Annotated in this window: 16 protein-coding genes and 2 pseudogenes; 11 read left to right on the top strand and 7 right to left on the bottom strand. The window is 59.6% G+C overall.

Going from position 1 to position 21,005, the window contains the following annotated elements:
- Nucleotides 1-46 precede the first annotated feature (46 nt).
- From ehuB to QRN50_RS08370, 4 genes are read left to right on the top strand one after another with little or no spacing between them, the layout of a single operon-like run.
- Nucleotides 47-919, top strand: coding sequence for an ectoine/hydroxyectoine ABC transporter substrate-binding protein EhuB (gene ehuB, locus QRN50_RS08385; protein ID WP_011268119.1), 873 nt, complete (start codon nt 47-49; stop codon nt 917-919).
- Nucleotides 920-976: 57 nt separating this feature from the next.
- Nucleotides 977-1,654, top strand: a complete 678-nt coding sequence (ehuC, locus tag QRN50_RS08380; RefSeq protein ID WP_053275456.1) for an ectoine/hydroxyectoine ABC transporter permease subunit EhuC — start codon at nt 977-979, stop codon at nt 1,652-1,654.
- A 3-nt stretch (nt 1,655-1,657) separates the two neighbouring features.
- Nucleotides 1,658-2,308, top strand: a complete 651-nt coding sequence (gene ehuD / locus QRN50_RS08375) for an ectoine/hydroxyectoine ABC transporter permease subunit EhuD (protein ID WP_003400737.1) — start codon at nt 1,658-1,660, stop codon at nt 2,306-2,308.
- The gene (locus QRN50_RS08370; RefSeq protein ID WP_096126517.1) at nt 2,301-3,098 is read left to right on the top strand and encodes an amino acid ABC transporter ATP-binding protein; all 798 of its coding nucleotides are present in this window, start codon (nt 2,301-2,303) and stop codon (nt 3,096-3,098) included. The genes ehuD and QRN50_RS08370 overlap by 8 nt, the downstream gene beginning before the upstream one ends.
- 67 nt (nt 3,099-3,165) lie before the next feature.
- Here the strand turns inward: QRN50_RS08370 and QRN50_RS25825 are convergent.
- Nucleotides 3,166-3,762 (bottom strand): annotated as a pseudogene (locus QRN50_RS25825) (methyl-accepting chemotaxis protein); the annotation flags it as partial.
- Nucleotides 3,763-4,071: 309 nt separating this feature from the next.
- A pseudogene (locus QRN50_RS25820) lies at nt 4,072-5,094 on the bottom strand (methyl-accepting chemotaxis protein); the annotation flags it as partial.
- Between the two features lie 316 nt (nt 5,095-5,410).
- Between QRN50_RS25820 and mexE the strand changes: the two are divergent.
- The 5 genes from mexE to QRN50_RS08340 all read left to right on the top strand — a co-directional run bounded on the left by mexE (nt 5,411) and on the right by QRN50_RS08340 (nt 13,339).
- Nucleotides 5,411-6,652, top strand: coding sequence for a multidrug efflux RND transporter periplasmic adaptor subunit MexE (gene mexE, locus QRN50_RS08360; protein WP_096126518.1), 1,242 nt, complete (start codon nt 5,411-5,413; stop codon nt 6,650-6,652).
- A gap of 12 nt (nt 6,653-6,664) precedes the next feature.
- Nucleotides 6,665-9,856: an efflux RND transporter permease subunit gene (locus QRN50_RS08355; RefSeq protein WP_011268123.1), complete on the top strand. Its 3,192-nt coding sequence runs from the start codon at nt 6,665-6,667 to the stop codon at nt 9,854-9,856.
- The gene (locus tag QRN50_RS08350; RefSeq protein WP_024641505.1) at nt 9,856-11,253 is read left to right on the top strand and encodes an efflux transporter outer membrane subunit; all 1,398 of its coding nucleotides are present in this window, start codon (nt 9,856-9,858) and stop codon (nt 11,251-11,253) included. The genes QRN50_RS08355 and QRN50_RS08350 overlap by 1 nt, the downstream gene beginning before the upstream one ends.
- Before the next feature lie 142 nt (nt 11,254-11,395).
- Complete coding sequence (locus QRN50_RS08345) at nt 11,396-12,490, top strand: tetratricopeptide repeat protein (RefSeq protein WP_011268125.1); 1,095 nt, start codon at nt 11,396-11,398, stop codon at nt 12,488-12,490.
- Between the two features lie 486 nt (nt 12,491-12,976).
- A complete protein-coding gene (locus QRN50_RS08340; protein ID WP_002553302.1) occupies nt 12,977-13,339 on the top strand; it encodes a histone-like nucleoid-structuring protein, MvaT/MvaU family in 363 nt (120 codons plus the stop codon).
- 473 nt (nt 13,340-13,812) lie between these two features.
- Here the strand turns inward: QRN50_RS08340 and QRN50_RS08335 are convergent, their stop codons facing one another.
- Complete coding sequence (locus QRN50_RS08335) at nt 13,813-14,421, bottom strand: DUF4946 domain-containing protein (protein WP_058821898.1); 609 nt, start codon at nt 14,419-14,421, stop codon at nt 13,813-13,815.
- A 100-nt stretch (nt 14,422-14,521) separates the two neighbouring features.
- Between QRN50_RS08335 and gloA the strand changes: the two genes are divergently transcribed.
- Nucleotides 14,522-15,043: a lactoylglutathione lyase gene (gloA, locus tag QRN50_RS08330; RefSeq protein WP_003315308.1), complete on the top strand. Its 522-nt coding sequence runs from the start codon at nt 14,522-14,524 to the stop codon at nt 15,041-15,043.
- 93 nt (nt 15,044-15,136) lie between these two features.
- Here the strand turns inward: gloA and ahpF are convergent, their stop codons facing one another.
- From ahpF to QRN50_RS08315, 3 genes are all read right to left on the bottom strand, one after another.
- The gene (ahpF, locus tag QRN50_RS08325; RefSeq protein ID WP_003315309.1) at nt 15,137-16,699 is read right to left on the bottom strand and encodes an alkyl hydroperoxide reductase subunit F; all 1,563 of its coding nucleotides are present in this window, start codon (nt 16,697-16,699) and stop codon (nt 15,137-15,139) included.
- 124 nt (nt 16,700-16,823) lie between these two features.
- Nucleotides 16,824-17,387 carry an alkyl hydroperoxide reductase subunit C gene (gene ahpC / locus QRN50_RS08320; protein ID WP_002553298.1) on the bottom strand — a complete coding sequence of 188 codons (564 nt, stop codon included), beginning with the start codon at nt 17,385-17,387 and terminating at the stop codon, nt 16,824-16,826.
- Nucleotides 17,388-17,497: 110 nt separating this feature from the next.
- Nucleotides 17,498-18,457, bottom strand: a complete 960-nt coding sequence (locus QRN50_RS08315; RefSeq protein WP_096126519.1) for a site-specific integrase — start codon at nt 18,455-18,457, stop codon at nt 17,498-17,500.
- Nucleotides 18,458-18,634: 177 nt separating this feature from the next.
- On the opposite strand from QRN50_RS08315, the gene QRN50_RS08310 reads away from it, so the two are divergent.
- Nucleotides 18,635-19,645, top strand: coding sequence for a DNA-binding protein (locus QRN50_RS08310; RefSeq protein ID WP_058821899.1), 1,011 nt, complete (start codon nt 18,635-18,637; stop codon nt 19,643-19,645).
- Nucleotides 19,646-19,654: 9 nt separating this feature from the next.
- Here the strand turns inward: QRN50_RS08310 and QRN50_RS08305 are convergent, their stop codons facing one another.
- A complete protein-coding gene (locus QRN50_RS08305) occupies nt 19,655-20,929 on the bottom strand; it encodes a hybrid sensor histidine kinase/response regulator (protein WP_050594015.1) in 1,275 nt (424 codons plus the stop codon).
- Between the last annotated feature and the right edge of the window lie 76 nt (nt 20,930-21,005).

Here is a 21,005-nt window from a genome sequence, read left to right as displayed (position 1 = left end):
CCGTATCAGCAAGAAGCCCTATCCCTCCCTACGTCGAGCACCCGCAATGAAAGGCATAAAAACCCTGTCGTTCCCAGCCCTGATGGGTTCAGCGCTGCTGTTGAATGCCGTCATCTCATTCCCTGCCCTGGCCGGACTGCTGGAAAAAGGTCGCACTGACGGCCTGACCGCTGGCATCGCCAATGAACAGCCCTATGCCTACATCGGCACCGATGGCAAAGCCACCGGGGCCAACGTCGAGATACTGCGGGCGATTCTCGAACCGCTGGGCATCAAGCAGATCGAGACGCCTATCACTGACTTCGGTTCGCTGGTGCCGGGTCTGGCGGCAGGTCGTTTCGACTTGATTGGTGCGGGGCTGTTCATCAATCCGAATCGTTGCAAGGTCATCGCGTTCTCCAACCCGGTTACACGATCCGGTGGTGCGTTCATTGTCAAAACCGGCAACCCGCTGAACCTGCACAGCCTCAAGGACGTCGCCAGCAACGCCAAGGTGCGTCTGGCCACGCAACCTGGCAGTAATCAGGTCCAGGAAGCCAAAGACAGCGGTATCGCCAACGGCAACGTGGTGTTGTTCGACAAGGACACCGAGGCATTGGCCGCCTTGCAGGCGGGTCGCGTGGACGTGGTGTATTTTCCCGACGCCGAAGTCATCAGTCTGATCAAGAAAGCCAACAGTCCGGACATCGAGCGCGCCTTGCCTTTCGAGCAGATTCCGGACGCCAGTGGCAAACCGGGCTGGAATTACCACGCCTACGGCCTGCCGAAAAACGACCCGGCTTTTGAACAGGCTTTCAACGAACAACTGGCGAAACTTCGGGCGTCGGGCGAGCTGCTGAACATCCTGCAGAAGTACGGCTACACCGAAAACGAACTGGCTGACCCGGCCATCACCGCAGCCCAACGCTGCAACCCATGACCTGCCTCGCCCCGCGAGGGCGCGCAGTAAACGGCCCTGACCCACACGAGTACGGCCATGCCTGTTGATGCCGCAACACTGGAAACCGCAGGCTTCATTGCCAGACAACTGGCCCACGGCGCCTGGATCACCCTGCAGATCACCGTGCTTGCCGAACTGCTGGTACTGGTGCTTTCGTTTGTAATCGCCCTGATGCGCCTGTCGCCGTTCAGGGCGCTACGCTGGTTCGCTACTGTGTATGTCGAGGTGCTGCGCGGCATCTCGGCATTGGTGCTGCTGTTCTACCTGTTCTTCATCCTGCCGCTGTTCGGCATTCGCCTGTCCCCCATGACCACCGGCGTGCTGGGGCTGGGCCTGACGTTTTCGGCGTATGGCGCGGAGATCATTCGCTCGGCGCTGATCAACGTCAGCCAGGGCCAACGCGATGCGTTGCGTGCGCTGGACTTCGGGCCGATAAACGCGTTTCGGCGAATCATTCTGCCGCAGGCCCTGCCGTTCATGATCCCGCCGATGGGCAATCAATTGGTCGAGCTGCTGAAAACCACATCGCTGGTTTCGCTCATCACCCTCACCGACCTGACCTTCACCGGCAGTCAATTGATAACCACGCTGGGCCAGCAGACGCTGATCTGGAGCATCGTGCTGGTGTGCTACTTCGTGATGGCCTGGCCACTGAGCTGGCTGGTCCGACGCTATGAGCAGCACGCCACCGCGTGGCGCACAGCCAGGGGATGAACGATGGAATTTGATATCGCATTCGCCTGGTCGATTCTGCCGGAGCTGTTTCAGGGTTTGCTGGTAACTGTGCAGGTCGTGGTGCTGGGGTTCCTGCTCGCGGTGTTGCTCGGTCTGGTCCTGGCCCTGACACTACGCTCGCAGATAACCATCGTGCATCGCCTGAGCAAAGGCTACCTGAGCTTTTTCCGCAATACGCCGCTGATGGTCCAGTTGTATGTACTGTTCTTCGCCCTGCCGCTGGCGGGCATTACCTTTCCGGCGGTCACCACCGGTGTGATCGGCCTTGGCTGCTATTACGCGGCTTACATTGCCGAAGCGTATCGCGGAGCCATTGACGACATCCCGGCCGGACAATGGGAAGCCGCACGCGCCCTGGACTTCAATCGTAGCGACACCTGGCGGCGCATCATCCTGCCGCAGGCGTTGAAACCCATGCTGCCGGTGCTCGGCAATTACCTGATCGGCATGTTCAAGGAAACCCCGCTTCTGGCGGTGATTACCATCCCTGAACTGTTTCAGGCCGCCAAGCAGATCGCCGGCATGACCTATCGTTACAACGAACCGTACACGGTGATGGCGCTGATGTTTCTGGCAATCAGCGTGCCGACCTCGTTGCTGTTCAAATACCTGGAAAGACGCAGCCATGTCTGATCTCGCACACACCGCAATCCCGCCCGTCACCACCGCGCAGATACAGCTGAAACACGTGGTCAAGGACTTCGGCCACAACCGGATTATCGACCACTTGGACCTGAGCATTCCTCAAGGTCAGAAAGTCGCCTTGATCGGCCCCAGTGGCTCGGGCAAATCAACGGTATTGCGCCTTATCAAGGGCCTGGAAAACTACCAGCAAGGCAGCATAGAAGTCGCAGGCCAAGCAGTGCCCGCGCGCACATCCGGATGGCGCTGGCCTGGCGCGCGCAAGGCTCCGGTAGAACATCGGGTAGGCATGGTGTTCCAGCAATTCAACCTGTTCCCGCACCTCACCGTGCAGGAAAATGTCACCGAAGCGCCGTTACGGGTACTCAGACTGCCTCGCGAAGAGGCCCTTGAGCGCGCGCACCAATACCTCGGGCTGGTCGGGCTTGCGCACAAGGCCGATGCCTATCCGAGCCAGCTTTCCGGTGGTCAGCAACAACGTGTAGCGATTGCCAGGGCGCTGGCCATGCGTCCGCAGGTCATGTTGTTCGATGAGGTCACGTCAGCGCTCGACCCCGAGCTGGTCGGCGAGGTCCTGGCGGTGATTCGCTCGATTGCCCACGAGTTTCAGATGACCATGCTACTGGTGACCCACGAGATGAAATTCGCTCAGGACATCGCTGACCGGGTGCTGTTCATGGAGGGCGGCCGCATCGTGGCGGACGGCACCCCGAGCGAAATTCTGCTGAATCCGCAAAACGAGCGGACCCGAAGGTTTCTGCAGCGGGTGGAGCAGCGCTGATTGCCAGCGCCGCTGTTTTTGCAGGGTGAGACGTTTGAACTTCGCAACGATTTGAAAGTGGCGACCATCAGATCCGGAAGCGCGCAACCATGTCCTGCAGGTTGCTGCCCAGGCGCGCCAGTTCCACGGTAGACGCCGCGCTCTGCTCAGTGGCCGTGGCCGACTGATCGGCAATATCGCGTACGCTGATGACACTGCGATTGATTTCGTCGGTCACGGCGCTCTGCTCTTCAGCGGCGGCAGAAATCTGTTGACTCATCTGTTCGATGGTCACGATCGAATGAGTGATTTCAAGCAGCGAGTCTTCGGCCTGTCGCGCCAGCGCCACGGTGCCTTCAGTGCGTTGACGGCTGGCATTCATCAGCTCCGACGCTGCGCCGGTGCCATCCTGCAAGGATTTTATCAGCGCCTCGATTTCAGTCGTGGATGACTGTGTACGCTGAGCCAGCGAGCGCACCTCATCGGCCACCACGGCAAAGCCACGGCCCTGCTCACCTGCACGTGCAGCTTCGATCGCCGCATTGAGGGCCAGCAGGTTGGTTTGTTCTGCCACCGCCTTGATCACATCGATGACACCGCCAATCTTGTCACTGTCCTGAATCAGGCGCTGCATGGCCTCGCCCAGTTGTCCCACTTCACCGGCGAGCTGGCTGATTTCACGCGTGGCGTGTTGCACCACGCTGCTGCCATGGGCGGCACGATCACTGGCCTGTCTGGCGGCCTGCGATGCATCTTCAGTGTTCTGCGCCACTTCCTGGACGGTGGACGCCATCTGGTTCATGGCGGTCGCCACCTGATCGACTTCCAGTTTCTGCTGAGTGACACCCGCGCTGGTCTGCTCGCTGACGGCTGAAAGCTCCTCGGCTGCCGTGGCAATCTGTGTCACACCATTGCTGATACCGCCAATCAGGGTCCGCAGCGATACGGTCATGTGTTGCATGGTGTTTTGCAGCAGGCCCAGCTCATCCTGGCGACTGGTGCTGAGGTCGTTGGTCAGATCGCCGTCGGCAATCCGACGCGCCGCGATCACAGTCGAATCGAGCGGACGGGTGATCTGACGGGTAATCAGGATCGCCGCGAAGATACCCAGCAGCAATACGATCACCGCCACGGTGAGCAGCTGGGTTACTGCACTGTCTTTTTCTTTATTGGCACTGACCACCTGACCCGCCATCAGCTTTTCCGCACTGGTGACGATGTCCATTGACTGCTGGCGAAGGCTGTCGCGAATCTGATCGTTCTGTTGCATCAGTTGCGAGATGGAGACCATCAACGACTTGTACTGTTGCAGCGCCGCGAGCGCCTCATCCACCGCCGGGCCGGCCTTGTTCGGCAGTTGATTGCGCGCGCTGCCCACCTGAGCGATCAGCGAGTCGGCAGCGTCGAAAGTAATCTGCCTGTTTTCAGCAGTCGGGATACTGATATAACGGCGAAACACCAGGCGAAAGTTGGTCATGCCATTGCGCAGGTCGCCGGCAATCTTCACCTGATCGATGCCGCTCTGGTCCAGCGAGCGGGAAACGTCGTCAAAGGTCTTTTGCAGCAGTGTTTCGAAACTTCCGCTGACCTGTTCGGAAATGGTGATGAGCGGCTGCATGGCCTGATCAATTTGCCGATTGTTATCGACCAACTGGCTGAACGTTTGCTTCAAGACACCCGCCTGGTCGCGAATCCCTCTGAGCATATCGGCGTTGACCGGAACGGTCAGAATCTTCAGGCCGTCCTCGATGGTCTTGCCCAGGTTGTCCAGAGCCGACGTGTAGCCCTGCGAATTGCTCGCGTCAGGCTTGGCGGTGTAGGTCTGCGCAGCGATCCTGAGGCTCAGCGCATCGGCCTTCACCTCAGAAACCTTGGCTGCCTTGCCCAGCCGTTCGATCAGCAGGTTGGTACTGAGGTAACCGATCGCGGTGACCGTCAGTACGCCCAGCAGTATCAGACCGAAGCCTACACTCAGCTTTTTGCTGACCTTCAAATTGTCCAGCCATGTCGACTTCATAAATTTTTCCTGGGGATTTATCGTGATACCCAAGGATCGACTGTCCGCGGAACAACTTAATAGTCGCGGCGATTGCAAAGATTGATCGACGAGATAGCAATATGACATGAGCTTTTTTGGCGCTCTGTCAGGGCAGCACTTTCAGCTCCAAATACCTGGCCGAAGTCCACTTTCAGGTTCGCTCGGCCAGGGAGTTTCACAGACCTATAGGTACTCATCATTGTCGGTGATAGTAACCTTCGGTTTATTCGATTCGTTAATAACACCCCGTGCGCAACAGAATCCGCCCCATTCTTCACTATTGGCGGAACTTCCCATGCACCAGACAATCAGCCATCTGCGCTACCCTCTCACCGCCCTCGCCTTGATCGTCATCAGTGCCTGCGGCCGTGCGCCGGAAGCCACCAGTGCGCCTGGCGCGGCCAAGGTCAGTGTGGCCAAGGTACTGGAGCAGCCAGTCAACGAGTGGGATGAATTCACCGGTCGTCTCGAAGCACCTGAAACGGTCGAAGTGCGTCCAAGGGTCTCCGGCCAGATCGATCAGGTAGCCTTCACCGACGGCGCGCTGGTCAAGAAAGGCGATCTGCTGTTCCAGATCGATCCTCGCCCTTTCCAGTCGGAAGTCCGCCGCCTCGAAGCCCAGTTGCAACAGGCCCGCGCAGTTGCTTCGCGCAGTGACAGCGAAGCGCAGCGCGGTGAGCGTCTGCGCAGCAACAATGCGATTTCCGCCGAGCTGGCCGAATCGCGTACCACCTCGGCGCAGGAAGCCAAGGCCGGTGTCGCGGCCATCCAGGCGCAACTGGATCTGGCTCGACTGAACCTCAGTTTCACCCGGGTCACCGCACCGATTTCAGGCCGCGTAAGCCGTGCCGAAATCACCGCTGGCAACATTGTTACCGCCGATGTCACCGCCCTGACCAGCGTGGTTTCCACCGACAAGGTCTACGCCTACTTCGACGCAGACGAGCGCATGTTCCTCAAATACACCGAACTGGCCCGCAAAGGCCAGCGCGGTCAGACCACGCCGGTGTACCTGGGGCTGTCCAACGAACCCGGCAACCCGCACCTGGGCCAGATGAACTTTGTCGACAACCAGGTCAACCCGAGGACCGGCACCATTCGTGGCCGCGCCGTGTTCGATAACGCCGACGGTGCGTTTACCCCCGGCCTGTATGCACGCCTGAAACTGGTGGGCAGCGGCACTTACTCGGCCGTGCTGATCAATGACGAAGCAGTGGGCACCGACCTGGGCAAGAAGTTTGTGCTGGTCATGGACAAGGACAACAAGCCCGCTTACCGGGCTGTCGAGCTGGGGCCGAAAATCGAAGGCCTGCGCATTGTGCGCAATGGTCTGGCCAAGGATGACACCATCGTCGTCAAAGGCTTGCAGCGCGTTCGTCCCGGCCAGCCTGTGGACCCTGAAGTCACTCCGATGGCCAGCGCCGACACCCTCGCCGCACTGCTCAAACAACGCCAGGCCCTCGAAGCCAGCAACCTGCCACAAGTGGCGCCCAAAGCGGCCGTCAAAATCGCCAGCGCTGCCGCGCCGCGCGGCTAAGGGACTCGTCCGATGAACTTCTCCAAATTCTTTATTTCACGGCCGATCTTCGCCGCAGTGCTGTCGCTGCTGATCCTGATCGCCGGTGCCATCTCGCTGTTCCAGCTACCGATCAGCGAATACCCGGAAGTCGTTCCGCCAACCGTGGTGGTGCGCGCCAACTTCCCCGGCGCCAACCCCAAGGTGATCGGCGAAACCGTGGCCTCGCCACTGGAACAGGCGATTACCGGTGTCGAAGGCATGCTCTACATGTCCTCGCAGGCCACCGCTGATGGCAAGCTCACCCTCACCATCACCTTCGCACTGGGTACTGACCTGGACAACGCGCAGGTGCAGGTGCAGAACCGCGTGACCCGCAGCGAGCCGAAGCTGCCTGAAGAAGTGACACGCATCGGCATCACGGTGGACAAGGCCTCCCCCGACCTGACCATGGTTGTGCACTTGACCTCGCCGGACAAACGCTACGACATGCTGTACCTGTCCAACTACGCCGTGCTCAACATCAAGGATGAGCTGGCGCGACTGGGCGGCGTCGGTGACGTGCAACTGTTCGGCATGGGCGACTATTCACTGCGGGTCTGGCTTGATCCGAACAAGACCGCCTCACGCAACCTGACCGCCACTGATGTGGTCAATGCGATTCGCGAGCAGAACCGTCAGGTAGCCGCAGGCCAGCTGGGCTCCCCGCCCTCCCCGAATGCCACCAGCTTTCAGATGTCGATCAACACTCAGGGCCGTCTGGTCAGTGAGGAAGAGTTCGAAAACGTGGTCGTGCGCGCCGGTGCCGATGGCGAAATCACTCGCCTCAAGGACATTGCCCGCATCGAGCTGGGTTCCAGCCAGTACGCGTTGCGCTCGCTGCTCAACAACCAGCCTGCGGTCGCGATCCCGATCTTCCAGCGTCCCGGCTCCAACGCCATCGACATCTCCAACGATGTACGGGCACGGATGGCCGAGCTCAAGCAAAGCTTCCCGGAAGGCATGGACTACAGCATCGTCTATGACCCGACGATCTTCGTCCGTGGCTCCATCGAGGCGGTGATTCACACGCTGTTCGAAGCCCTGATTCTGGTAGTGCTGGTCGTCATCCTGTTCCTGCAGACCTGGCGCGCGTCGATCATCCCGCTGGTGGCCGTACCGGTCTCGTTGATCGGCACCTTTGCGGTCATGCATATGTTCGGTTTCTCGCTGAACGCGCTGTCCTTGTTCGGCCTGGTACTGGCGATCGGTATCGTGGTCGACGATGCCATCGTGGTGGTGGAGAACGTCGAACGGAACATCGAACTGGGCCTGGAACCGGTCGCCGCCACGCACAAGGCCATGGCCGAAGTGACGGGGCCGATCATCGCGACGGCGCTGGTGCTGTGCGCCGTGTTCGTGCCTGCGGCGTTTATCTCCGGGCTCAGCGGGCAGTTCTATAAGCAGTTCGCGCTGACCATCGCCATCTCGACGGTCATTTCCGCCTTCAACTCGCTGACCCTGTCGCCTGCACTGGCGGCGGTATTGCTCAAAGGTCATGACGCGCCCAAGGATCGCTTCTCGCGGTTCCTCGACAAAATGCTCGGCAGCTGGCTGTTCCGTCCGTTCAACCGCTTTTTCGAGAAAGCCAGCCACGGCTATGTCGGCACGGTCGCCAGGGTCATTCGCAGCAGCGGTATTGCCTTGCTGGTCTACGCGGGCCTGATGGTTTTGACCTGGATGGGCTTTGCCAGCACACCAACCGGTTTTGTACCGAGCCAGGACAAGCAATACCTGGTCGCATTTGCCCAGTTGCCGGACGCCGCAAGCCTGGACCGCACCGAGGATGTCATCAAGCGCATGTCGGAGCTGGCCCTCAAGCAGCCTGGCGTGCAGGATGCGATTGCCTTCCCGGGGCTGTCGATCAACGGCTTCACCAACAGCCCGAATAACGGCGTGGTGTTCGTGACCCTCAAACCGTTCGACGAACGCAAGGACCCGAGCCTCTCGGCCAACGCGATTGCCGGTGCACTAAACGGTCAGTTCGCTTCGATTCAGGAAGCCTACATGGCGATCTTCCCGCCACCACCGGTACAAGGCCTGGGCACCATCGGCGGCTTCCGTCTGCAAATCGAGGACCGTGGCAACCTCGGCTATGACGAGCTGTACAAGGAAACCCAGAACATCATCGCCAAAAGCCGCAGCGTGCCGGAACTGGCCGGACTGTTTACCAGCTACACGGTGAACGTACCGCAAGTCGATGCCGCGATTGACCGCGAGAAAGCCAAGACCCACGGCGTGGCAGTCAGCGATATTTTCGACACCCTGCAGGTGTATCTGGGTTCGCTGTACGCCAACGACTTCAACCGCTTCGGCCGCACCTATCAGGTCAATGTCCAGGCTGAACAGCAGTTCCGTCAGGATGCCGATCAGATCGGTCAGCTCAAGGTGCGCAATAACCTGGGCGAGATGATCCCGCTGGCGACCTTCGTCAAGGTCAGCGATACCGCAGGCCCTGACCGCGTCATGCACTACAACGGCTTCATCACTGCTGAAATCAACGGTGCGGCAGCGCCGGGCTACAGCTCTGGTCAGGCTCAGGCGGCAGTCGAGAAACTGCTTCGCGAGGAACTGCCCACCGGCATGATCTACGAATGGACCGACCTGACCTATCAGCAGATCCTTTCGGGCAATACCGCGCTGTTCGTGTTCCCGCTCTGTGTGCTGCTGGCGTTTCTGGTGCTGGCAGCCCAATACGAAAGCTGGAGCCTGCCGCTGGCGGTGATCCTGATCGTACCGATGACCCTGCTCTCGGCGATTGCCGGGGTGATGATCGCTGGCAGCGACAACAACATCTTCACTCAGATCGGCCTGATCGTACTGGTAGGCCTGGCGTGCAAGAACGCGATTCTGATCGTCGAGTTCGCCAAGGATAAACAGGCCGAAGGGATGAGCCCGCTGGATGCGGTACTGGAAGCCTGCCGCCTGCGTCTGCGTCCGATCCTGATGACCTCGTTCGCCTTCATCATGGGTGTCGTGCCGCTGGTGCTGTCCAGCGGTGCAGGTGCCGAGATGCGCCATGCCATGGGTGTCGCGGTGTTCTCCGGGATGCTGGGGGTCACCTTCTTCGGCCTGCTGCTGACGCCGGTGTTCTACGTGCTTATCCGTAATTACGTCGAACGCCAGGAGGCCCGCAAGGCCGCCAGGGTAAACAGCCAGCAAAACCTGCCTGCGGAGATGCATTGATGAGTGCGTACAAAGTCTTCATCCCGAGCCTGCTGGTCATGGCACTGGCGGCCTGCGCCGTAGGCCCGGACTATAAGGCACCGGTCACCGCGCCAGCGAAACTGGCCTCCGCCGCCCAGGGCAACTATGACCGCAGCAAAGTGGACAGGGTCTGGTGGCAGCAGTTTGAGGACCCGACCCTCAACAAACTGGTAGCCCGGTCACTGGACGGCAACCGCGATCTGCGCGTCGCCTTCGCCCGGCTCAAGTCGGCGCGCGCCATTCGCGATGACGTCGCCAACGATGTGATGCCAGTGGTGACCAGCCGCGCCAGCAGCGACATCGGCAAGGGTCAGCAACCCGGCATCACCGAGCGCCGGGTCAACAGCGAGCGCTATGACCTGGGCCTGGACATGGCCTGGGAAGTGGACCTGTTCGGACGTATACAGCGCCAGCTGGAAGCCAGCGATGCCGATCAGGACGCTGCAGAGGCCAACCTCTATCAGCTGCAGGTCACGCTGATTGCCGAGGTGGTCGACGCCTACGGTCAACTGCGCGGCGCACAGCTGCGTGAAGCCATTGCCCGCGACAACCTGAAAAATCAGCAAAGTTCTCAGGACGTGACCACGCAATTGCGCGATGCGGGCGTGGGCAACGAGCTGGATGTGGTGCGTGCCGAGGCACGACTGGCCGCCGTCGAGGCGACCGTTCCGCAGTTGCAGGCCGAGCAGGCTCGCCAACGCAATCGCATCGCCACGTTACTGGGCGAGCGTCCGGAAAACCTCAGCGTCGACTTGAGCCCGAGCAAGCTGCCGGCCATCGCCAAGGCCTTGCCGATTGGCGACCCGACGCAAGTGTTGCGCAATCGGCCCGACATCCGCGCAGCCGAGCGACAACTCGCTGCCTCGACCGCCCGTATCGGCGTCGCGACTGCCGATCTGTTCCCAAGGGTCAGCCTGAGCGGGTTTCTGGGCTTTACCGCCGGACGCGGCTCGCAGATCGGTTCGTCAGCGGCCAGAGCCTGGTCGCTAGGCCCCAGCATCACCTGGGCGGCCTTCGATCTGGGCAGTGTCCGGGCGCAGATTCGCAGTGCCGACGCCGATGCCGAGGGTGCACTCGCCAACTATGAGCAGCAGGTGCTGCTCGCGCTGGAAGAGTCGGAGAACGCGTTCAGCGACTACGACAAACGCCAGCAGCGGCTGGTCTCACTGATGCGCCAGAGCGATGCGAGTCGCTCGGCGGCCAGACTGGCGTCGGTGCAGTATCGCGAAGGCACGGCGGACTTTCTGGTCCTGCTGGATGCCGAGCGCGAGCGCCTGGCGGCCGAGGACGCTCAGGCGCAGGCAGAAATCGAGTTGTACCGTGGCATTGTGGCCATCTACAAGGCACTGGGTGGCGGCTGGCAACCTCAGGCCTGAACCTGAAAAGCCGGTAAACCCGCCCCGCGCCCGATCAGGCCGCGGGGCTTTTTTTGCCTGAAATCCGGCTGCATCATGATTGCCGTTTGACAGCTGCCAGCCACTCCCCGAAGCTGCAACCCGTCAAGCATTGGAAATCGATATGCCCAGACTTTCTACCACGGGGTTATCGCCTCAACCCACTTCTCGACGTCGCTGGCTGATCGGCGCAGCGGCTGCAGCGCTGCTGGTGCTTTCGCTGGTTTTCTGGTGGTGGCGCATGCCCGTGCAGACGGCCCCGGCCAAGCTCAGTCATACCTATGCCCAGGCGCTGGAGCAGGCACATGACGGCAAACCCGGTGCCGCGCGCGTGCTGTACCAACAACTGGCGCGGACTGACCTGTCTGACGCACAACGCATCAGCCTGCTCGCCGAACTGAGCGACTACCCCAGCCCCCAGGCCCTCAAGTTGCTCGATGCGGCCTTGAGTAACCCGTCCGCGCAAGTGCGCGAAGCGGCCATCGATGTCAGCGTCAGGCTGGTCTCCAACAGCCAGCGCAGTCTGTTGCTCGGCCCGCTGCTGGATGACGCCGAACAATCCGTCAGGTTTCGCGCCACCGGCGCCCTGCTTGGCCTCTCCCCCGATGAGCTGGGCCTGTACTTTGCCGTTCTGCAGCAAAGTGCCGAGGCGTTTCAGGAATCACTCAAGAGCCAGCCGCAAAACGCCCAAAACCAGCTGCAACTGGCCAGGCTGTATCTGCAGACCGGCGACCTGGAACCTGCGCTCGCGGCCCTACAGCGGGCCACCGCGCTGGACCCGGGCAATATCGAAGCAGCGCTGGCGCACATCGAATTACTGGACCGCAAGGGCCAGGCCGAGCAGGCGCGCGGCCTTTTCGCACAGTTGCTGGAGCACAATCCTGGCTCGTCCCTGCTCCAGCATGCGCTGGGCATGTGGCTGCTGAACCACGGCCAGGCTGAATTCGCCGTGCTCAGCCTGGCCAAGGCCACGGAACTGGCACCCGACAACAACGACTATCGCTATGATCTGGCGGTGGCCCTGCACTCGTTGAACGAGCTCGAAGCGGCACAGCGCCAGTTGACCCAGATCGTTCAGAACCAGCCCGCCAATCGCAAGGCCAGGGTGCTGCTGATCCAGTACTGGAAAGAGAACGGCCAGTTGCAAAACGTGCAGATTCTGCTGGCCGAGCTCGAGCAGCAGAACCCGGATGACCCTGTGCTGCAACAGGGACTGTAGGGTCACAAACGCAACGCTGAGACGGGCGAAAGGCCATCTTTGAAGGGTCTACGCGCCTTTCAGCACGTGGCCTTCAGACATTCCGGCCATTTCCTCACCCAACACTCCTTTTGCCTGTGGGATATTTCTTTTTCTAAGCCCTCCACTCTCTCATGGCACGTTTTCCATCCATGGCTAATATCGGAAATAACTTACAACACCCCTCAGCCTACAACACGGACATCACCCCCTATATCCAACATCGTTCCCCCATGCCATTTAACGAATTTGAGAAAGGCTATTTTCTAACTGAAAAAAAAAGTGCATCATTTGCGGGCGACTGAGTTATAAATACCCTCTATCTGCACAACGACAAGCCGCAAAGGCCAAGTTTCAGCATAGAAACCGCAGGTATCGGGCACCCTCGAGTGAGCGAATCGACCCATCAGTTTTGTCTCATCGCTTTATAGGGCTGACAACAGCCATTACATTGTTGGAGTATATTAATTGTCCAGACTTGCCGAGTTTCGAGCAGCAGAGAAAGCCCTTCAGGAACAGCTTGCACAGCTGGAATCGTTGAAGAATGACGCCGGATTGAAGAAGGAGATCGAATTCGAGCAAAAGCTCCAGGACCTGATGGGCACCTACGGCAAAAGCCTGCGTGACATCATCGCCATCCTTGACCCTTCGAGTGCCACCTCGCTGGTTGCACCCGCAGGGCCCAAGCGTCGCCGTGCACGCGTGGTCAAGGTGTACCAGAACCCGCACACCGGCGAGCTGATTGAAACCAAGGGCGGCAACCATCGCGGCCTCAAGGCGTGGAAAGAGCAATACGGTGTAGACACTGTTGATTCATGGCTGCGTGCCTGATTGCAAGTTGTCACTTGAAGCCCTGCACGTGCAGGGCTTTTTTATCTCCGGCACTGCAGATGAACACCTGCGCATTGCAGCGCTGTGCTCAGGCGTCATCACACAGTGCCTGTCGGTCCGCGCCGGAAATTCATATACATGATTAGGTGAACTGCCCGGTTCGTATACTTCAATGCACCGGGTAAATGCCGCGGGAATAATGACGCCAATAAATCCGGATTATGCGATTCAGCACACAGTTACAAACCTGAACAGTTGCTGAAGTGTGTAGAGTAATTATTCAGGTCGACAGCATGATGAGATACAGCACTATTTGTTTCTCAATGATTCGGTGCGCTGAACAGCATCGAATGCGCAGCTCAGCGCAGCTTCACACTTTTTTCACATGGACTCTCGGATGATGAAGACCGCTAAAGGAATAGCGTCCCATGCCCGCCTCGGCGGGCTTCTTTTTGCCTGCGAAAAGGCAGATGTCACTGCGTAATGTCCAGACGCAGACTCTCGCGAATACGCAGTGCCTCATCCTTGTTGCTCGCATAGCCGTCTGCCGATCCCGCATAAGACAACGACCAGGCCAGATCCTTGCTGGCGGCCGCGACCAGTGTCTGGGTCAGCACGTGCACACCGTTCTGGGTAATTGTGCAGGTGGTTTCGAGCGCGGGCACCACGCTGAGCCGGCTTTCGCGGACATGCGTGCAGGCGCTCTGCAATCCGCTGCGGGCAAAATTGACCTGAACCGACTTGCGCATTTCCAGCAGAACGCCCTGGACGTTGACTTCATGCCCCGGCGTCAGGCGCGTCTGGGTGAGCTCCATGACCATCAGCGGATTTCCACTTTGATCGTTTTTAACCGCGCGCTGTCTGACCTGCACGGAAGGTTGAACGGGCTCGCCCGACTCGGTCGGTAACGACTCGACCTCCCAGCCTGCGGGCCAGACGATCATTGCATCGGCGGCATGGACCTGGGCAGTGCCCAGCAGCAGGAACAGGCACAGGCTTGGCACGGAGCGTCGGTAGTGCGAAAGGATCATGATCGGGTCGCCAGAACGGTTGACCGGAAATTCTGAGCCTGTTGTCGGCATCGAGCAAGGCCGACGCGACGTTATCCAAGCCGGGTTTGGCACTGCTCGCCCTGCCCCGTATCATTTGGCATTATTTGTACATTCTGTTGGAGACACATTGATGAGCTTGCACGAACTCAACACCCTACCGGGCGTCACAGCCAATCCTGAAGCGGCCACCCGGCAGTTTGTGTTCAACCACACCATGCTGCGCGTCAAGGACATCACCAAATCGCTGGACTTCTACACCCGTGTACTGGGCTTCAGCCTGGTCGAAAAACGTGACTTCCCGGAAGCCGAATTCAGCCTGTACTTCCTGGCGCTGGTCGACAAGGCGCAGATCCCGGAAGACGACGCTGCGCGCAACGAATGGATGAAGTCGATCCCCGGCATTCTAGAGCTGACCCATAACCACGGTACCGAAAGCGATGCCACAGCGTCGTACCACAACGGTAACAGCGACCCGCGCGGCTTTGGCCATATCTGCGTGTCGGTGCCTGACGTGAAAGTCGCCTGCGAGCGATTCGAAAGCCTGGGCGTCGACTTCCAGAAGCGCTTGTCCGACGGCCGCATGAACAGCCTGGCCTTTATCAAGGACCCGGATGGCTACTGGGTAGAGATCATCCAGCCTACACCGCTCTGAGACTGGCGGTGATCGCTCCGGCAAGGAGCGATCAGCCTGAAAAACAAAAAGCCCCGTGATCGCTCACGGGGCTTTTTGTTTACCGCTGTCCGATCAAGCCGGTGCGGAGGTACGGATCAGGTGGTCAAAAGCGCTCAGGGAGGCCTTGGCACCTTCGCCCAGGGCGATGATGATCTGCTTGTACGGGGCGACTGTCACGTCACCGGCAGCGAAGATACCCGGCACCGAAGTTTCTCCACGGGAATCGACCACGATCTCGCCACGCGGCGACAGCTCGATGGCACCTTTGAGCCATTCGCTGTTGGGCAGCAGACCGATCTGCACGAAGATACCTTCGAGCGGCACGGTGATCTCTTCGCCTGTGGTGCGGTTCTTGTAGCGCAGGCCGTTGACCTTCTGCTCATCACCCGTCACTTCAGTGGTTTGCGCACTGGTGATCACGGTCACGTTCGGCAGGCTGTGCAGCTTGCGCTGCAGCACCGCGTCGGCACGCAACTGCACGTCGAACTCCAGCAGTGTCACATGGGACACGATACCTGCCAGGTCGATTGCCGCCTCGACACCCGAGTTACCACCACCGATAACGGCGACGCGCTTGCCTTTGAACAACGGACCGTCGCAGTGCGGGCAATAAGCCACGCCCTTATTACGGTACTGCTGCTCGCCCGGCACATTCATCTCCCTCCAGCGTGCGCCGGTGGCAAGGATCAACGTCTTGGCCTTGAGGCTGGCACCGCTGGCAAACTTCACTTCATGCAACTCGCCGGCTGCGCCAGGAATCAGCTTGTCGGCGCGTTGCAGGTTCATGATGTCGACTTCGTACTGCTTGACGTGTTCTTCAAGCGCCACGGCCAGTTTCGGCCCCTCGGTATGCTGTACCGAGATGAAGTTCTCGATGGCCATGGTGTCGAGCACCTGACCACCGAAACGCTCGGCGGCAACACCGGTGCGGATGCCTTTGCGGGCAGCGTAGACCGCCGCCGCAGAGCCCGCGGGGCCACCGCCCACGACCAGCACATCGAAAGCCTGCTTGGCGTTGAGTTTTTCCGCCTGACGCGCACCGGCACCGGTGTCGATTTTGGCCAGAATCTCTTCCAGGCCCATGCGGCCCTGGCCGAACAATTCACCGTTCAGATAGATGCTCGGTACCGACATGATCTTGCGATCGGTGACTTCGTCCTGGAACAGCGCACCGTCGATAGCGACGTGCTTGATACCAGGGTTCAGTACTGCCATCAGATTCAGTGCCTGGACAACGTCCGGGCAGTTCTGGCAGGACTGCGAGAAATAGGTTTCGAAATGGAATTCGCCCTCAAGCGCGCGAACCTGTTCGATGGTTTCCGCACTGACCTTGGGTGGATAGCCGCCGACTTGCAGCAGCGCCAGGACCAGCGAGGTGAATTCGTGACCCATGGGGATACCAGCAAAACGCAGGCTGATATCGTGGCCAGGGCTGCTCAGCGAGAACGACGGAGTACGTGCGTCGGTGCCGCTGTCATTCAGGGTGACGTCCTTGGAAACGCTGATCACATCATTGAGCAGTGCAAGCATTTCCTGGGACTTCGCGCCGTCATCAAGGGACGCGACGATCTCGATGGGGCGAGTAACCCGCTCCAGATAGGATTTCAACTGGGCTTTAAGATTGGCGTCCAACATGTGGCGGCTTCCTGTTTACAAAGGGTAGAAATAACAACGCCCAGGCGATGACCGCCCGGGCGTTTTTTGGGGCGATGCGGTTTACTTGCTCAAGAGCTCAACGCCCCTAGCCGATTCATGCGACTCAGATCTTGCCAACCAGGTCCAGGGACGGAGCCAGAGTAGCTTCGCCTTCTTTCCACTTGGCTGGGCAGACTTCGCCCGGGTGAGCGGCAACGTACTGAGCAGCCTTGATCTTGCGCAGCAGCTCGGAAGCGTCACGGCCAACACCGCCGTCGTTCAGCTCGACGATTTTGATCTGACCTTCAGGGTTGATCACGAAAGTACCGCGATCCGCCAGACCGGCTTCTTCGATCAGTACGTCGAAGTTGCGGGAGATGGTCAGGGTCGGGTCACCGATCATGGTGTACTGGATCTTGCCGATGGCTGGCGAAGTGTTGTGCCATGCAGCGTGAGCGAAGTGGGTGTCAGTCGAGACACTGTAGATCTCAACGCCCAGCTTCTTGAACTCTTCGTAGTTGTCAGCCAGGTCTTCCAGCTCGGTCGGGCATACGAAGGTGAAGTCGGCCGGGTAGAAGAATACGACAGACCACTTGCCTTTGAAGTCAGCGTCCGAGACGTCAACGAAAGCGCCGTTCTTGAATGCGGTAGCCTTGAACGGTTTTACTTGGCTGTTGATGATAGGCATCGGTATATCTCCTGATGGGTTGGATGGGTTGTGAATTCGATGAAGTGAAGCTTACGCATGATCGATGACAATCGCTCATTGGCAAACCTGATGTCACTGATTGCTTTTCACTATGAAGGCAGCTTATTGATAGAAGAAACCTTCGGACCGCTCCCCGCCTCCGATGGGCTCAGGAACGGAGCGGCATCAATGTAGCGCATCGCCGACTTGATGTCCCTCCAGCCTACATAGGACATCAGTGACTTGAGGTCCCAGCCGTTGCTGTGCGCCCAACTGGCGAAGCCACGGCGCAGCGAGTGGCTGGTGTAGTGCTCGGCGGCGATGCCTGCACGCTGGAGGGCCTGACGCAGCAACGGGATGACGCTGTTGGCGTGCAACCCCTCCTCGCTTAGATTACCCCAGCGGTCCACGGCCCGAAACACCGGCCCGCGCACTAGCGCGGCACAGTTGATCCACTCTATATAGGCCTGCACCGGGCACAGCCGCTGCAGCGCGGGAGTCTGATAGGTCCTGCCCAGGTTGTCGCGATCACCTTTGCTGCGCGGCAGATAAAGGCTGATTCCCGAGTCGGCGATGGCCTTGACGTCCTGTACTTGCAGGCGGCAAAGCTCGTCGCTGCGAAACCCGCGCCAGAACCCCAGCAGGATCAAAGCCGAATCACGTCGACCGCGTAACAGACGCGGCTGGTCGTGTTGCGCCTTTGCCTCGCGCATCTCGATCTCCAGCCAGGCGATGACTTTTTCCAGATCCTGTAGCTGCAATGGCTCGGCCTGCTTTTCCTGCGCAGGATGCAGCGCACGAATGCCCTTGATGACCTTGCGCACCATCGGTGCCTTGGTGGGATCGACAAAACCCTGACTGACGTGCCACTGGGCCAGCGCTGACAAGCGCAGCTTCAGGGTATTGACCGACAGCGTTCCCGCGTGGCTGGCCAGGTAACGCGCCACGCTTTCGCTGGTCGCCGGCAGAAAGCCGCCCCATGTCACCTCGAAATGCTCGATGGCAGCCCGATAGCTGCGGCGCGTGTTGTCGCGGGTCGCCGCCTCGATATAGCGATCAACGTCATTCATGGCTCAAACCTGCTCGGGTGTACCGGTAGCGACGCGTCAAAAGGAGCTGACAGCGCCTGACACGGGATAATACGCCAATATCCCGTGTTAATTAATTCAAAAAATAGCTAATTATCTCAAAATATATAGTATGTAATTACAGAGTACATACCACAGTACGAAATCGTAGGAGAGAGCATGGCCCGCGGCGGTGTAAACAAGGCCTTAGTGCAGAAAGCGAGAGCATCGCTGCTGTCCCGAGGCGAAAACCCCAGCATCGATGCGGTACGTATCGAAATGGGTAATACGGGCTCGAAAACCACCATCCACCGCTATCTGAAGGAGCTTGAATCCACGCAAGCCCCGGCACCGGATATCAATGAGGAATTGAGCGACCTAGTCGCGCATCTCGCCCAGAGGCTTCAGGAACAGGCGCAAGAGCGTATTGATCAGGCGCACGATCAGCACCAGGCCGAACGCGACACCCTCCAGCGGCAACTTGCGGCCACTCAGGAGCAGATCGGTCAACTGGATCGGCACGCACAGCAGCGTGAAGAGGCACTGGAACAGCAGGCTGCCGCCCTGCTCCACACGCAACGCACACTGCAGGATGTACAGACAGAACACGCCAGACTGCTTCAGGCCAATCAGGACCTGGAGGCTCGCCTGCACGACAAGGACGGGCAGATCCACTCCCTGGAAGAAAAGCACCAGCATGCCCGCGACGCGCTGGAGCACTATCGCAACGCGATCAAGGAACAACGCGAGCAGGAGCAGCGACGCCACGAAGGTCAGGTTCAGCAGTTGCAAATGGAACTGCGACAGGCACAACAAGGCCTTGCCATGCACCAGGAAAACATCACACAGCTCAATCGAGACAACGAAAGACTGCTGGCTGAAAATCGCAACACCCTGCGCGAACTGCACAGCCAGACCGACCAGCTGAAGCAGGCCAACACACAGAATGCTGCCTTCGCAGAACAACAGCAGCACGCCCGCACCCAATGCGCCCTGCTGGAAGAACGGTTACGCGGCGCGCAGGACGAAAACGCCGCGCTCAAACAAGGCATGACCGATGCGCAGCAGCAGAGCCGCATGCTGGAACTGTTGCTGACCAAGAAGGAAGCAGCACTGGAGAACCTGCAGATCAGGCTCGATCAGCCGGACAAGCCTAAAGCCACCAGAAAGAAGCCAGCGGACAAGCCATGACCAGAAGCTTCAGGCAACCGCAGCCTTGCCGCATGGCAGCTGCAAATGAACCCGGGTGCCCTGACCTTCAGTGCTTTCTATATGCACGTGCCCGCCACTCTGCCGGGTAAAGCCGTAGACCATCGACAAACCCAGCCCGGTGCCCTGACCTACCGGTTTGGTGGTGAAAAACGGATCGAACACCTGGTCGATAACATCCCGAGCAATGCCGCAGCCGTTATCTTCGACACTGAGCTGTATGTAGTCGCCAGGCAGCAAACCCTCTTTTTGCGCCGCCAGTGTTAACGAGCGACTGCGCACGCACAGCCTCCCTCCGACAGGCACAGCGTCGCGAGCATTGATGACCAGATTCAACAAGGCATTTTCCAGCTGGTGCTCATCAGTGCGCACCGCGCTCAACCCCTCCTCCAGCTCGATCTCCAGATGCGCATGAGCGCCGACCGTGCCTCGCAACAGCTCCTCCATGGAGCGGACCATGCAATTGACGTCCACTACAGTGACGTTGAGCGACTGCCGGCGGGCAAATGTCAGCAGCCTGCGGGTCAGCGCGGCAGCACGGTTCGCCGAGCTCGCTGCCGCATCCAGGTAGCGCGCGACCTCACCGATCCGCCCGGCCGCTACACGCAGCCTGATCATGTCCAGTGCGCCAATCACGCCGGAAAGTACATTGTTGAAGTCATGGGCAATGCCCCCGGTCAACTGACCGATCGCATCCATCTTCTGCGCATGACGCAAGGCCTCCTCAGCCATCGCCCGCTCGGCAATTTCGGCCTGCAGCAACTTATTGGCGGTTTCCAGCTCACGCGTACGCTCGGCGACGCGTAACTCAAGACTCTCGTTGAGTTCGCGCAACGCCTCTTCTGCATTGACCTGAGCGGTGATATCGGTGTGAGTACCCAGCCAGTGGGTGATGTGGCCCCGCGCATCGCGCAGGGGTAACGCGCGCGACAGGAACCAGTTGAACGCACCGTCCTTGCCACGGATCGGGAAGGTATCTTCCCAGATCGAACCGGTGGAAAAGCAGTATTGCAAACGCGCCATCACCCGCTCGCGATGCTCAGGATGCAGAACCGAGCGCCAGCCCAAGGCCGTCATGGCCTCAAGCGAGGCACCGGTGTAGGCATACCAACGCTCGTTGTACCAGTGGACCTGCCCTCGGGGGCTGGCAGTCCAGGCCAATTGGCTCATGTTGTCAGCCAATGTCCTGAACTGACGCTCGCTTTCACGCAAGGCGTCGATGTACTGCGCGACTTCGCGATCCTGCTCAGCCGAATGCAATGGCATTCTGGCCGGTGGTTGTTCTCTATTCACGTCGGGATCCATCCTCTTCAAGCCTTTACCCCGGAGCTCTTCCTGAACT

It is taken from the genome of Pseudomonas sp. MEJ108 (genome assembly GCF_030208985.1).
Classification (GTDB): Bacteria; Pseudomonadota; Gammaproteobacteria; order Pseudomonadales; family Pseudomonadaceae; genus Aquipseudomonas; species Aquipseudomonas fragariae.
The sequence above is the reverse complement of the archived record's forward strand: the minus strand, read 5'-3'. Positions and strand labels throughout refer to the sequence as shown.